Source organism: Jeotgalibaca caeni (assembly GCF_028863945.1).
GTDB lineage: Bacteria > Bacillota > Bacilli > Lactobacillales > Aerococcaceae > Jeotgalibaca > Jeotgalibaca caeni.
The window spans coordinates 1-12,940 of record NZ_JARBEA010000064.1 but is presented as its reverse complement, the minus strand read 5'-3'; the positions used below and the strand labels follow the sequence as shown (position 1 = coordinate 12,940).

15 protein-coding genes and 1 pseudogene are annotated in these 12,940 nt (G+C 36.1%); 11 read left to right on the top strand and 5 right to left on the bottom strand.

The window, feature by feature from the left end; translation table 11 throughout:
• The 3 genes from PVE40_RS11110 to lgt form a co-directional block, all read left to right on the top strand.
• Positions 1 to 512, top strand: a 512-nt coding sequence (locus PVE40_RS11110; RefSeq protein ID WP_274732009.1) for an HAD-IC family P-type ATPase, incomplete at its 5' end; no start/stop codon positions are given.
• A gap of 131 nt (positions 513 to 643) precedes the next feature.
• On the top strand, positions 644 to 1,264 hold the full coding sequence (locus PVE40_RS11105) for an adenylate kinase (protein ID WP_274732008.1): 621 nt from the start codon (positions 644 to 646) through the stop codon (positions 1,262 to 1,264).
• Positions 1,265 to 1,335: 71 nt separating this feature from the next.
• Positions 1,336 to 2,169 carry a prolipoprotein diacylglyceryl transferase gene (gene lgt / locus PVE40_RS11100; protein ID WP_274732007.1) on the top strand — a complete coding sequence of 278 codons (834 nt, stop codon included), beginning with the start codon at positions 1,336 to 1,338 and terminating at the stop codon, positions 2,167 to 2,169.
• Between the two features lie 330 nt (positions 2,170 to 2,499).
• Here lgt and istB (PVE40_RS11095) read toward each other — a convergent pair whose 3' ends face one another.
• Together istB (PVE40_RS11095) and PVE40_RS11090 are read right to left on the bottom strand one after the other, a co-directional pair.
• Positions 2,500 to 3,255: an IS21-like element helper ATPase IstB gene (gene istB / locus PVE40_RS11095; RefSeq protein WP_274732000.1), complete on the bottom strand. Its 756-nt coding sequence runs from the start codon at positions 3,253 to 3,255 to the stop codon at positions 2,500 to 2,502.
• Positions 3,255 to 3,632, bottom strand: coding sequence for a hypothetical protein (locus PVE40_RS11090; RefSeq protein ID WP_274732006.1), 378 nt, complete (start codon positions 3,630 to 3,632; stop codon positions 3,255 to 3,257). Before PVE40_RS11090 ends, istB (PVE40_RS11095) begins: the two co-directional genes overlap by 1 nt.
• A 61-nt stretch (positions 3,633 to 3,693) precedes the next feature.
• Here PVE40_RS11090 and PVE40_RS11085 point away from each other — a divergent pair.
• The 4 genes and pseudogenes from PVE40_RS11085 to PVE40_RS11070 form a co-directional block, all read left to right on the top strand.
• A pseudogene (locus PVE40_RS11085) lies at positions 3,694 to 4,257 on the top strand (transposase); the annotation flags it as partial.
• A gap of 244 nt (positions 4,258 to 4,501) precedes the next feature.
• Positions 4,502 to 4,828 (top strand): TetR/AcrR family transcriptional regulator, encoded by a 327-nt coding sequence (locus PVE40_RS11080; RefSeq protein ID WP_274732005.1) that lies wholly within the window; start codon positions 4,502 to 4,504, stop codon positions 4,826 to 4,828.
• A complete protein-coding gene (locus PVE40_RS11075) occupies positions 4,822 to 5,073 on the top strand; it encodes a TetR-like C-terminal domain-containing protein (protein ID WP_274732004.1) in 252 nt (83 codons plus the stop codon). Before PVE40_RS11080 ends, PVE40_RS11075 begins: the two co-directional genes overlap by 7 nt.
• Before the next feature lie 26 nt (positions 5,074 to 5,099).
• Positions 5,100 to 5,990 (top strand): DegV family protein, encoded by an 891-nt coding sequence (locus tag PVE40_RS11070; RefSeq protein ID WP_274732002.1) that lies wholly within the window; start codon positions 5,100 to 5,102, stop codon positions 5,988 to 5,990.
• Between the two features lie 823 nt (positions 5,991 to 6,813).
• Here PVE40_RS11070 and istB (PVE40_RS11065) read toward each other — a convergent pair.
• Genes istB (PVE40_RS11065) through PVE40_RS11055 form a run of 3 tightly spaced genes read right to left on the bottom strand, consistent with a single transcriptional unit; the run spans position 6,814 to position 9,121 of the window.
• A complete protein-coding gene (gene istB / locus PVE40_RS11065; RefSeq protein WP_274732000.1) occupies positions 6,814 to 7,569 on the bottom strand; it encodes an IS21-like element helper ATPase IstB in 756 nt (251 codons plus the stop codon).
• Positions 7,569 to 8,705, bottom strand: a complete 1,137-nt coding sequence (locus PVE40_RS11060; RefSeq protein ID WP_274731999.1) for a Mu transposase domain-containing protein — start codon at positions 8,703 to 8,705, stop codon at positions 7,569 to 7,571. Before PVE40_RS11060 ends, istB (PVE40_RS11065) begins: the two co-directional genes overlap by 1 nt.
• Before the next feature lie 2 nt (positions 8,706 to 8,707).
• Positions 8,708 to 9,121 (bottom strand): transposase, encoded by a 414-nt coding sequence (locus PVE40_RS11055; protein WP_274731997.1) that lies wholly within the window; start codon positions 9,119 to 9,121, stop codon positions 8,708 to 8,710.
• Positions 9,122 to 9,328: 207 nt separating this feature from the next.
• On the opposite strand from PVE40_RS11055, the gene PVE40_RS11050 reads away from it, so the two are divergent.
• The 4 genes from PVE40_RS11050 to PVE40_RS11035 all read left to right on the top strand — a co-directional run bounded on the left by PVE40_RS11050 (position 9,329) and on the right by PVE40_RS11035 (position 12,909).
• On the top strand, positions 9,329 to 9,511 hold the full coding sequence (locus tag PVE40_RS11050) for a hypothetical protein (protein ID WP_274731996.1): 183 nt from the start codon (positions 9,329 to 9,331) through the stop codon (positions 9,509 to 9,511).
• A 177-nt stretch (positions 9,512 to 9,688) separates the two neighbouring features.
• The gene (locus PVE40_RS11045) at positions 9,689 to 10,300 is read left to right on the top strand and encodes a recombinase family protein (RefSeq protein ID WP_274731995.1); all 612 of its coding nucleotides are present in this window, start codon (positions 9,689 to 9,691) and stop codon (positions 10,298 to 10,300) included.
• A 42-nt stretch (positions 10,301 to 10,342) separates the two neighbouring features.
• The gene (locus PVE40_RS11040; protein WP_274731994.1) at positions 10,343 to 11,824 is read left to right on the top strand and encodes an SIR2 family protein; all 1,482 of its coding nucleotides are present in this window, start codon (positions 10,343 to 10,345) and stop codon (positions 11,822 to 11,824) included.
• Complete coding sequence (locus PVE40_RS11035) at positions 11,824 to 12,909, top strand: helicase HerA domain-containing protein (RefSeq protein WP_274731993.1); 1,086 nt, start codon at positions 11,824 to 11,826, stop codon at positions 12,907 to 12,909. The genes PVE40_RS11040 and PVE40_RS11035 overlap by 1 nt, the downstream gene beginning before the upstream one ends.
• Positions 12,910 to 12,940: the final 31 nt, after the last annotated feature.

The window sequence follows — 12,940 nt, the reverse complement described above, 5'->3', positions numbered from 1 at the left end:
TGCTGAAAAAATACGGAATTGAACCACTCATGGCTACTGGTGATAACGAGGAAGCTGCACAAGGAGTTGCAGAAATTCTAGGGATTCAATATAGAGCCAATCAATCTCCAGAAGATAAATATGATTTAGTAGAATCAATGAAAAATCAAGGTAAAACAGTCATCATGGTGGGAGACGGCGTTAATGACGCTCCGTCTCTAGCGATGGCAGATGTGGGTATAGCAATTGGTGCCGGCACACAAGTAGCTTTGGATTCTGCGGATGTTATCCTTACTCAGTCTGATCCAGGGGATATTGAATCCTTTATCGAGTTAGCAAACAAGACAACAAGTAAAATGAAACAAAATTTGGTATGGGGAGCAGGCTACAATTTTATCGCGATTCCAATCGCTGCTGGTCTCCTCGCTCCTATCGGCATTACCTTGGGGCCTGCATTTGGAGCCGTCCTGATGTCCCTCTCCACGGTTATCGTTGCCATCAATGCCATGCTTCTGAAATTAGAGCCAAAATAAACAGTTATTTGGCACATGAAATAATTGAATGACCTTATCGTGTAAAAATACAATAGTTTCACAGGAAAGGAAGAGATGAAATGATTTAAAAAATCATCTCTTCCTTTTTTAGTTTATAAGGAGGAAAAATTATGAGGCTGGTCCTTTTAGGGTTACCCGGTGCTGGGAAAGGCACTCAAGCTAAAAGAATCGCAGAGGAGTACCACCTGACGGCTATTTCAACTGGTGAAATGTTACGAGAAGCAACCAAGGAGAAAGATACATTCGGACTCAGAGTGCAAGAATATATGAATAAAGGAGAGCTAGTTCCAGATGAGTGGATAAACTCATTGGTTAAGAGTCGCTTACAAGCAAAAGATGTTGAAAATGGCTTTGTTCTGGATGGTTACCCACGTACCCTACAGCAAGCAAAAATGCTCGAAGCTTACCTACAAAGTCAGAATCAGAATTTAGACGCTGTTTTCTTTTTAGATGTAAGTCAGGATACGTTAAGACATCGGTTAGCGCAACGAGGGAATCTTCGTTCAAAAGAAAAACAAGGAAATTCCCAAATCGAATCAAAAAGGGAAAAAATTCGACTGGATGACAAACCAGAAGTGATTGAAAATAGGCTACACATTAATAAGGAATTAATGGAATCACTTATTCACTTCTACAAGGAGCAAAATCTGCTTTACGTTATCAATGGTGAAGGGGATTTTGACAATGTGTTTGACAATATAAATGAGGGTTTATTGTCTGTAAACAAATAACTACACAAATTGAACTTAAATTATGTGATTTAAAACAATTAACTAATGTAAGCTATGAAGGGGATTGAAGAATGAATGTTTTACTTAGTGTAATCGATCCAGTTGCTATTTCAATTGGCCCGATAAAGATTTATTGGTACGGAATTATTATTGCTCTAGCGATGCTGATCGGCATTTCATTAGCTACAAAGGAAGCTCAAAAACTGGGACTTGAAGAAGATACCATGGTAGATATGGCATTATGGGCCATACCAATTGGCTTTATCGGTGCCCGACTTTATTACGTTTTATTCAAATGGGACTACTATATACAGAATCCGAGTGAAATCATCGCAATCTGGAATGGTGGAATTGCCATTTATGGGGGGCTAATTGCGGGTGGTATCGCAGTATACTGGTTTGCAAGAAGAAAGAAAATGACGCTAACTCTTTTACTAGACATACTGGCACCTAGTGTCCTCCTAGCTCAATCGATTGGTCGCTGGGGAAATTTCATCAATCAAGAGGCACATGGCGGTCCAGTCACCCGACAATTTTTAGAAAACTTGTACTTACCGGAATTCATCATTAACCAAATGAATATCAACGGAACCTATTACCATCCCACTTTTCTTTATGAGTCTTTATGGAGTTTAGTTGGTTTCGCCTTGTTGCTCCTTTTGCGGAACAAGAATCAATTCCTTCGCCAAGGAGAAGTGGCGCTCAGCTATGTCATTTGGTATTCAGCAGGAAGGTTTTTTATTGAAGGCATGCGGACAGACAGCTTATGGATAGGCGATTTCTTACGAGTTTCACAAGGCTTGTCCCTCGTTTTGTTCGTAGCAGCACTGGGTGTTTTGATGTATCGCAGGTACTATACCTATCCGCCAGTACCCTATTATAAGGATGATGAGTACGGCGACTAGTTTCGTCCAGTGATGCGGAATAGTCGTCCACTGAATGCGAAAGTTGTCGTCCATTCCGCTAATTGATTGAAGAGAATAAGAAATTAATCAAAACAGAGCCCAATATGAGCTCTGTTTTTCATCTTAAAATAAATTAATAGATTATTCGTATTCCTTCATAGCTTGTTCAAGGAACTTAGTGGCTAAATTAACCATTTCATCAGCCGAAGGCTGCTTTTCGTCCTCTAAGTAATAAGGTAGGAGTAACGAGGATAGATTTAAATCGATATCTTCTGGAAGGTATCGTCGAAAATAAAAAAAGAGCGATACGAGTTTCAACTTCAATCGGAATCATTTCATGCCCTCCAAACCGTGACGCTCTCGCATGGATACTTCACCATCAACTATGATTTGGTGAGAATTGTGCTTGATTCGATCCAGAATCGCATCGGCTAGTTGAGTGTGTTTGATTTTTTCATGCCAACCTTCAGGTGAAAATTGAGAACAAAATATGGTAGAAGTTTGTTTTAATCGTGCTTCAATGATCTCAAATACATGAACACTATCTTCTAAAGACAAATCCATTAACAGCCATTCATCAATGATAAGTAGTTCAATTTTCGTGTACTTCTTAATCAGTTTACGATAAGAACCATCAGCCTCATATTTCGCTAAAGCCAGCTCGTCAATTAATTCTGGAAGACGAATATACTTCACTTTTCTGAATTGACGACAAGCTTGAATACCGAAGGCATTGGCTATCCAGGTTTTCCCGTTTCCAGAAGCACCCATCAAGATAATATTCTGGTGGTTATCAATGTATCCTCCTTGTGCGAGTTTAGAAATAAGGTTTTTATCCAGATGTCGATCGGGATAGTATTCAATTCCTTCGATAGACGCATTTGGATCACTAAATGTTGCCTGATGAATTAAACGTTCTAATTTATTTGATTTACGGCGGGCAGATTCAGCGTCTATTAACAGCTCAAATCGTTCCTCAAATCCTAAGGATTGGGTGGTTTCGTCCATTGTTTGTTGCTCATATAGGTCAGCCATTCCGCTCAAACGCATAGCCTTTAATTTTTCAAGTGTTTGTTCATTTCTCATTATTTTTTACCTCCGAAGTAGGCTGCACCACGGACAAAACCATACTTGTTGTCCGTTTGCTCCTCTATAATTGATTTTTTTGAATGATTATCCAAAGTTTTCTTTCGTTTCTTTGCACGACTGAGAATGGATTTGAGTAATGAGTTGCTGGGTTCCTTTGCGACAGACATCAATGTATGACAGCCAGCTTCTAATTCTTCGGACGTGTATTTAGAGGCTGTATTTCTCAATGTAGCGAGTAATTTCAGGGCTTTTTTCTCGACATTATTGGAAAGAATATAGTCGACATACGCATAAGTATTTGGCCCAATATCTTCTGACCATAGTAAATTTTCTTTAGGGGTATGTGTTAAATAACGGCGGTGATTGTCCGGCATATGATCGATATTTGAAGAGTATTGCCCAATGTCGCCCCGAAGTCGTTTATGAGATGCAATTAGGAATTTATATCGTTTAGCGGAAGAGTTTGTGTTCTATGATAACCATCATCCTTGGGATGAAAAAGAAGTCTATTATAATTCGGTTTCCTACCAAGCAGCTTCATGGTCCAAACCACGTTGGGTGTGTATTCGTTCAACTCGAGAAGTAGGCGAACTACTTTTCAACCATTCTTTTATTGTCACGAATTTCTCAGAAAACATCTCGGTGAAAAGAGTGTTTGAAACCTATAATAAACGAGGTACCATGGAAAATTTTATTAAAGAAGCCAAAAACAGCTTCTTCTTTGATAAAACAGATAGTCCCAGATTCATTGAAAACGAGGCCCACATGATGATTAGCCTGTTGGCGTACAATCTGGTTAACTTCTTACGCACCTTGTGTTTTGATCCAAAATCGAAAGGACTTCAAGTGGACACAATACGTTTACGTCTATTCAAGGTGGCTGGAAAACTAGTCAGCACTGCAAGACAAATGTATTTAAAGTTATCGAGTTCTCATGTTTATCAGCGAGAGTTTTATGCCGTATTTAGACAAATCCAAAGGATTCGGCAGTACATTTAAATAACCAGATTTTAAAAAATGTTTAAATGGCCCAGGGAGCAGTGTGGCCAAAATTCGAGTTCGAAAAGTGAAAAATCTCAAAAAATTTAAATGGGTCGAAAAAATTAAATAATTTAGACAGAAAACGAAAAACGATAAAGGAAATATAAGATTATTGATAAAACAGCCTCTGAAATTAGAGGTATGAATTATTCAGGACAAGTGTATATTAAATGCAATTTATCTAAGGAGAGTGACGAATTTTATGACCATAGATCGTCGTATATTAAAAACAAAGGAAGCAATAAGAAAAGCTTTAATAAATTTTCTAGACAACAATGAGATAGAAAATATTTCTGTTACTGAGATTGCACGAGAGGCAGATATTACACGAAAAACTTTTTACACCTACTATGATAGTTATGAAAAATTAATTGATGAATTGGAGAATGATCTAATTGAAATGTTCGAAAAACCAATTAATAAAATGGAATTTAGTGAAAGTGCATTTAACCCGCAATTGATTTTTGAAACTTTAACGGATTTAGTGAGAGAAAATCTAGAATTTTATCAACATTTTATGTTATGGTAGGTAATAATCATAATTTTCTTGCGAAAATAGCAAAAAAACTTAAGGAAATAATCAAGAGGAATAAAACCATGTTTGCTGATTTGGACGAGATTGATAAAGATATGATCATTGACTATACAATAGCTGGGATTATAGCTGTATATCAAACTTGGTTTAGAAACAATCAGAACGTGTCTATTGATGAGATTTCAGTTAAGCTTTCTGAACTTTCTGCAAATGGATTCAATTATTTCATTAAAGGCTAATGTGAGAAGAGAAAAGAGGTAAGATGATGTCAGAATTTATTTTAAGTTGTTGTTCGACTGCAGACTTAACAGAAAAGCACTTCAACAGTCGTGGTATAAATTATGTTTGTTTTCATTTTATGGTAGATGGAAAAGAATATAAAGATGATCTTGGTAAGTCGATTTCATATGACGATTTTTATAAAGCAATGAGTAATGGGGCTGAGACGAAAACATCACAAGTAAATGTAGGAGAGTTTGTAGATTACTTTTCTTCGTTTCTGAAAGAAGGGAAGGATATTTTACACGTATCACTGTCTTCAGGATTATCTGGAGTATATAATTCAGCGTGTGCAGCAAAGCAACTATTGGAAGCGGAATATCCGGATCGAAAAATATACATCGTTGACTCTCTTGCGGCATCGTCTGGTTATGGTTTATTGATGGATAAACTGGCAGATCTAAGGGACGACGGATACACACTTGAACAGTTGTATGACTGGGTAGAAAATAACAAACTGAATCTACATCATTGGTTTTTTTCGACTGATTTATCTTTTTATGTTAAAGGAGGAAGAATCTCAAAGACATCTGGATTTATTGGAACAACATTTAAAATCTGTCCATTGTTAAATATGGATGAAAATGGAAAATTAACTCCTCAACAAAAAGTAAGAGGTAAGAGACGTGTAATTAGTTTAATTGTAGATAAAATGAAAAATCATGCTATTAAAGATCTTGAATATTCTGATAAATGTTATATATCTCATTCTGCTTTTAATACTGAAGCTCAAGAAGTCGCGAGATTAATCGAGGAATCATTTCCCAACTTGAAGAACAAGGTTGAAATAAATAATGTTGGAACTACAATAGGTTCACATACCGGTCCAGGAACTGTGGCACTCTTCTTCTGGGGAGACTCAAGAAAAAATAGATGAAACCTTTAAACTTCCCACTTCACATATTATTTTGCATCGATAGCTAAGTTACAACACACATAGAGTGCGTGGTTTCGATACGTCGGGACGATACCTAGAAATCCTTAGATTCCAGCACTTTGAGCAATTTATCACGTTCATTGATACTAAGGACAAAAGTCTTTATAAAGAGATCAAAAACCGGGTGCTGGTGTCAGTAGTGATCGAGGTCGTATAAGGGGACACGTTATTACATGCTGGCAAACAAAATTAACCGTTCACCGAAGTAAAAAGAAACTAGATCCACAGCACATACTATTTTGAGTTGCAAAAAGGAAAATATCATGGACACACTGGCTTGATGACGCATGATACCGCTCCAACTCAACGGAATTATTATGTCCTAGGGAACTATGAATACGACACCGATTATTATCGAGCTCAATGAATCTGAAGATATTCTGACGAATAGTATCGGTGGTATAATAAAAAATAAGTGAGTACGACGACTAGTTTCGTCCAGTAAATGCGGAATAGTCGTCCACTGAATGCGAAAGTTGTCGTCCATTCCGCTAATTGATTGAAGAGAATAAGAAATTAATCAAAACAGAGCCCAATATGAGCTCTGTTTTTCATCTTAAAATAAATTAATAGATTATTCGTATTCCTTCATAGCTTGTTCAAGGAACTTAGTGGCTAAATTAACCATTTCATCAGCCGAAGGCTGCTTTTCGTCCTCTAAGTAATAAGGTAGGAGTAACGAGGATAGATTTAAATCGATATCTTCTGGAAGGTATCGTCGAAAATAAAAAAAGAGCGATACGAGTTTCAACTTCAATCGGAATCATTTCATGCCCTCCAAACCGTGACGCTCTCGCATGGATACTTCACCATCAACTATGATTTGGTGAGAATTGTGCTTGATTCGATCCAGAATCGCATCGGCTAGTTGAGTGTGTTTGATTTTTTCATGCCAACCTTCAGGTGAAAATTGAGAACAAAATATGGTAGAAGTTTGTTTTAATCGTGCTTCAATGATCTCAAATACATGAACACTATCTTCTAAAGACAAATCCATTAACAGCCATTCATCAATGATAAGTAGTTCAATTTTCGTGTACTTCTTAATCAGTTTACGATAAGAACCATCAGCCTCATATTTCGCTAAAGCCAGCTCGTCAATTAATTCTGGAAGACGAATATACTTCACTTTTCTGAATTGACGACAAGCTTGAATACCGAAGGCATTGGCTATCCAGGTTTTCCCGTTTCCAGAAGCACCCATCAAGATAATATTCTGGTGGTTATCAATGTATCCTCCTTGTGCGAGTTTAGAAATAAGGTTTTTATCCAGATGTCGATCGGGATAGTATTCAATTCCTTCGATAGACGCATTTGGATCACTAAATGTTGCCTGATGAATTAAACGTTCTAATTTATTTGATTTACGGCGGGCAGATTCAGCGTCTATTAACAGCTCAAATCGTTCCTCAAATCCTAAGGATTGGGTGGTTTCGTCCATTGTTTGTTGCTCATATAGGTCAGCCATTCCGCTCAAACGCATAGCCTTTAATTTTTCAAGTGTTTGTTCATTTCTCATTATTTTTTACCTCCGAAGTAGGCTGCACCACGGACAAAACCATACTTGTTGTCCGTTTGCTCCTCTATAATTGATTTTTTTGAATGATTATCCAAAGTTTTCTTTCGTTTCTTTGCACGACTGAGAATGGATTTGAGTAATGAGTTGCTGGGTTCCTTTGCGACAGACATCAATGTATGACAGCCAGCTTCTAATTCTTCGGACGTGTATTTAGAGGCTGTATTTCTCAATGTAGCGAGTAATTTCAGGGCTTTTTTCTCGACATTATTGGAAAGAATATAGTCGACATACGCATAAGTATTTGGCCCAATATCTTCTGACCATAGTAAATTTTCTTTAGGGGTATGTGTTAAATAACGGCGGTGATTGTCCGGCATATGATCGATATTTGAAGAGTATTGCCCAATGTCGCCCCGAAGTCGTTTATGAGATGCAATTCGGTGCTCGTTGAAGTACACTTCTATTAGGTGGTCAGTTATTCTTACTTCTACTTCGTCATGGACATATTCATAGGGAACGGAATAAAACATACGCTCCACTTGAATATGATAATCTAATTGGACTTTAGATATCCGCCATTGAGACTGTGTAAAGCGCGGGTGACGAAGGGAGCCTAAGAACGGAAGTTCTTCTTCCTGAAAGACTATATATCTGGAACCAGGTCTTTTTTGGAAAGAGTCTTGATTCAATTCTTGCGTCTTCTCAGAAATGGCTTGGTTCAATTCTTTTAAACTAAAGAAGGTTTCATTACGCAAGGCGGCGCTGACTTGGCGGCTAATAAAACCGACGTTTCCTTCAACCGAGGATTTGTCTTTTGGAGCTCTCACACGCGCAGGAACGATGGTAAAACGGTAATAGTCGCTTAATTGGCGGTACCCTTCATTCAAAAGTGGTTCTGAGTAATCCGTTTTTGTTACCCCTGTTCTCAAGTTATCCGAAACGACCGTTTCAGGTATTCCTTGAAAAAATTCTAAGGCATGAATATGAGCCGTCAACCAGTTATCGGTTTTCATATCGTAAAACCCTTCGACATAGCTGTATTGACTGAATGGCCAAGTGGCTACGAAAATGTAGACTTTGATGTCTTCACCATTTTCACTGTTTTTAACGGATAACGTACTGCCTGCCCAATCCACTTCTAAGATTTCACCGGGTTTGCGATGAATAGCATGGTTAATTTGTACTTCTTGCCGTAGTGCCCATATTTTTCACAAAACGTCCGATAAGCGTAAGGCATCTTGTTTTGAATCTTTGCCTCTTGTTCGTACTCTTTATGTAAGAGTTTGAGCGTGACATTCTTTTTGAGCAGTTCTTTATGGATATAATCCCAGTCGGGGTCGTAATACCCACGTTGATTAGCACTTTTCTCAGGGAATAGATAATCTTCCAACCGAGAATTGGTCATTTTTTCAGTAAGTTCTTCTAAGCCTTTGGCTTTTGCTTGATTCACCACCTCTCTAATTTTGTCTCTTGAATGTCCCGTACTGGAAGAGATTGTCCGTTGAGAAATCCCTTGTAGATGCATTTCAAGAATTTTATGATAATTGATCATAAAAATAACCTCCTGTAACTTATTTGTATGAAAACTCATACATAAATTAAGTATACAGACGGTTATCAATTTGGACGATTATTTTCGCACTTGATGGACTTTTTGCCCGCATTCAGTGGACGAAAGTTCCGCACTGTTGGACGATTCCTAATGCCGTATTCAGATGAGTCCAAACTGTCCAAAGCAGCAAATTAAGAAGGTGAAGATATGCTAGACAGATGGCAGTTAATTAACAGAGAGACCGACAAAGTGGAAATGGAAGGAGCATTGCAAGAGATTCTGGAAGAATTGGATGTGCCCTCTCCTGAAGAGATTTCAGATCAATACACACTAACGAAACCTCAAAATCACTCCACAGGAGATCATGAAAAAAGAAGAGTCAATAAATAAAGCTCTTTTTAGGTTAAATGCAAAAGCTGAATCAGAAAAAGTTTATGACTTTTTGATTCAGCTTTTTTGTCGATTATGAGTGTACTCAAAATAGACACATGTAAGATGTTGTATTTTCCCCTTTTGTAATGTAGTCTATAAGTGTCGACTAAATGTATTGAAAAAAGGAGTAAAAAAATGAAAGTAGGGTATGCACGTGTATCTAGCACAGATCAAAATTTAGACCGACAAATGGAAGCCTTAGAAAGAGCAGGAGCAGAGAAAATTTTCCAAGAAAAAATGTCTGGAAAAAGTATGACTGAGCGTTTGGAGTTAAAAAAGGCTCTTCAATTTCTTAGGGAGAAAGACATTCTAATTGTCGAGTCACTGGATCGTTTGGGACGAAACTATGATGATATCGTTCAGATGGTTCAGCAGCTAGATCAAAAGGAAATCGGACTAATTATTTTAAACCTACCTATTCTGAACCAAGAGATGGGAGATCCGAACCTCCAAAAGTTAATTCGCAACATGATTGTGCAACTTCTGTCTTGGACAGCTCAGAATGAACGTGAAGAAATCAAGCGGAAGCAGCGACAAGGAATCGAAATAGCTAAACGGAAAGGCCATTATAAAGGCCGTCCGGTAAAATATTCGGCGGAGGCTAAGGATCCAAGGGACAGAATGACTTACCATGTAATCGTAAATAAGTTGAAGCAAGAGGAGCCAATTAAAAAAATTGCAGAGAACACAGGCGTTACGAGGGATACCGTATATAGAATTAAGAAAGAACTCTTGCTCAAGAAATAATACATTTAAAGATGTAATACAACACATAAGGAGACAATTTCTATGGATGATTTAAATTTTTCTGAGCATGATCTTAAAATTCTACAAGATTTACTAGTGAGTAAGAATGTAAACTTTTTATTAGGTGCAGGAGCTTCTGCGCCATACTTTTCCGCTCTTAATAATATGGAAAATTTGATTACCGATATTGGAAGTTCTAATTTGAGCAACTCTGAAAAGAACCAGCTAAAAGATTTACTAATCCTATTCTTTTTAATATTATCTGTCTGTGATAACTATTCTTTAATCTCTCAAAAAGAAGATAAAGTTAATCCACCCTTAATGAGTTCTATATTAAAACAATATACGTCGTTAATAAATATTGTTTCTAATTATATGTTTTTAAGAAACAGTAAAATAAACCCTATACGAGTAAACGTATTTACTACAAATTATGACTTATTTTTAGAAAAAGCCTTTGATTTGTATCTTGAGAAGAATAATAGAATTTCATTGAATGATGGGGCCGAAGGATACTTTAGGAGATATATTGACTCCGATAACTACAACAAAACTACTGCTCATTCCGGTCTGTATGATAACTACTATATGGAAACACCGACTTTTAATCTCATTAAACTACATGGATCAGCAAACTGGTCATTGGATAGCAGTAATAAGATACTGATAGATAACGATCTGGACTATTTTGAAGAGTATAAAAAATTGGCTCATGATATTTTGAATGAGAACTATGATGACTATAGCGAGGAAAAGCAAAGGGATTATATAAAGAAATCTATAACGGAAATAGAACAGCGTTTAGATGGTGATACGTTAAGGGATGATAAGTCGTTATTTGAATCTATAAAAATAGATGAAAAACACATCGAAAAGATGAATAAAATTCAAATCGTTATGCCTACTAAAGACAAGTTTAAAAATACAGTATTTAGTAACCATTACTATAGTATGATTCGTTATATGAAAGAAACTTTAGAAAAAAAAGATTCTGTTTTAGTTGTTTTTGGATTTTCTTTTTATGATGAACACTTACGTACAGAGTTAAAACGTGCTTTTACTAATCCTGGGTTATTGATATACATAGTCTGTTACAAAGACACTGTTAAAGAGAACATCTTAAGTCTTTTAGATTATACGGATAGTACTTTACCCATAAATATATCTTTTATTACCCCTTCATCTGTAAGATTATTTTCAAATCATAATGGAATATTGGAATATGAGGCTTTGTATGGAGAAGAAATTAAGAGAAACTGTTCCGATATTATAGAACTTTTATCTCAAAAAGAATTAAACAAAGAATATTCGGAAGAGAATATAAAATCGCTACGAGGTATTGTAGAAGAGTTGGCTTATCTAGAAGATACTACGATTGAAGATTCAGGAATTGCAAAAACTATTTTAGAGAATCCGATAGTACAGCACTTATATTCAACTGAACAAGAAGGCATAGAGTTATTTTATAGTCCGGTAATAAGCTTTAAGTCGTTCAATAACATACTAAAGTATAGGAGATACTAATGAAAAAGTTTGATAGTTTAGCTTCCCAGATTGGGTTTATAACTAAAGTTGATGGATTAACATGTACAATTGCTGCTTTTGATTATATGAATGACCCTACTATTATTCATAATGGTAAAGTTATTAAGAATATCACAGTTAATTCATTTATAGTCATAAATCAGGGGTTTACTAAAATAATTGGAAAAGTAATTTCTGAATCTATTATCGACCAGCAGTTAAGTACAGATACCGCAGGAAAATTATTTCATGATTCTCGCTATCAAAAAAACTCTATTGTAAGGAATATTTACACTCAAATAGTTGGTTATATAGAAAACGAAATGTTTGTATCAGGAAGTAAATACATCCCTATGATTGGAAATTTAGCAACAATTCCGGATCCAAATATAATAAATCAAATATACATTAATAATTATTCTTCTCTATTTGACGAAAAAATAGAAAGCATTTCAATAGGGAATACAGTAAATGAGAACATTGGTATTAATTTACCAATCAATGACTTTTTTGCCTCTCACATTGGTATATTCGGGAATACTGGGAGCGGTAAATCTAATACACTACATCAACTATATACTAGTCTTTTTTCAAAAGTTAACTTCGGTAATATTGTAAATAAAAGTACTTTTTTAGTAATTGATTTTAATGGAGAATACACTGGTGATGCAAGTTTCGGGTTATTACTAGAGCAAAAGCACATTTATAAATTATCAACTCGAGAAAATACACAAAGTCGTCTTCCTATAAAAAAGGGTTTCTTGATGGATCCGGATATTTTATCGATGCTTTTTAGAGCCACAGAACAAACTCAAAAACCTTTTATAAAACGAGTCATAAGCGGCTGGAAAAAGTATGAAGATACCTCAGATTCTTTAGCGAGATGGATTAAAAGTATCATTCTAAATGTACTTCAAAGTGAACCTAGCAATGTTTTGCTAGATTTTTTGAGAAGGACTCTATCTACATTAATCCCGCTATCCTCCGGGGAATCTGCTCTTTTAGATAAAATTAATTCAGTATATATTTTTGATAGAAATTTGATTTGTCAATTTAAGCTAGACAAAGTAGATTCGTCTAGGTAACTCAAAAACACTTCTAGTGGCGTCTGGTAAT

Coding starts and splice junctions, on each gene's coding strand:
- PVE40_RS11040 (WP_274731994.1), top strand. CDS start 10,343: ATGGATGATTTAAATTTTTCTGAGCATGATCTTAAAATTCTACAAGAT.
- PVE40_RS11090 (WP_274732006.1), bottom strand. CDS start 3,632: ATGCCGGACAATCACCGCCGTTATTTAACACATACCCCTAAAGAAAAT.
- PVE40_RS11045 (WP_274731995.1), top strand. CDS start 9,689: ATGAAAGTAGGGTATGCACGTGTATCTAGCACAGATCAAAATTTAGAC.
- PVE40_RS11080 (WP_274732005.1), top strand. CDS start 4,502: ATGACCATAGATCGTCGTATATTAAAAACAAAGGAAGCAATAAGAAAA.
- PVE40_RS11035 (WP_274731993.1), top strand. CDS start 11,824: ATGAAAAAGTTTGATAGTTTAGCTTCCCAGATTGGGTTTATAACTAAA.
- PVE40_RS11050 (WP_274731996.1), top strand. CDS start 9,329: ATGCTAGACAGATGGCAGTTAATTAACAGAGAGACCGACAAAGTGGAA.
- PVE40_RS11070 (WP_274732002.1), top strand. CDS start 5,100: ATGTCAGAATTTATTTTAAGTTGTTGTTCGACTGCAGACTTAACAGAA.
- PVE40_RS11055 (WP_274731997.1), bottom strand. CDS start 9,121: ATGATCAATTATCATAAAATTCTTGAAATGCATCTACAAGGGATTTCT.
- istB (WP_274732000.1), bottom strand. CDS start 3,255: ATGAGAAATGAACAAACACTTGAAAAATTAAAGGCTATGCGTTTGAGC.
- PVE40_RS11075 (WP_274732004.1), top strand. CDS start 4,822: ATGGTAGGTAATAATCATAATTTTCTTGCGAAAATAGCAAAAAAACTT.
- PVE40_RS11105 (WP_274732008.1), top strand. CDS start 644: ATGAGGCTGGTCCTTTTAGGGTTACCCGGTGCTGGGAAAGGCACTCAA.
- lgt (WP_274732007.1), top strand. CDS start 1,336: ATGAATGTTTTACTTAGTGTAATCGATCCAGTTGCTATTTCAATTGGC.
- istB (WP_274732000.1), bottom strand. CDS start 7,569: ATGAGAAATGAACAAACACTTGAAAAATTAAAGGCTATGCGTTTGAGC.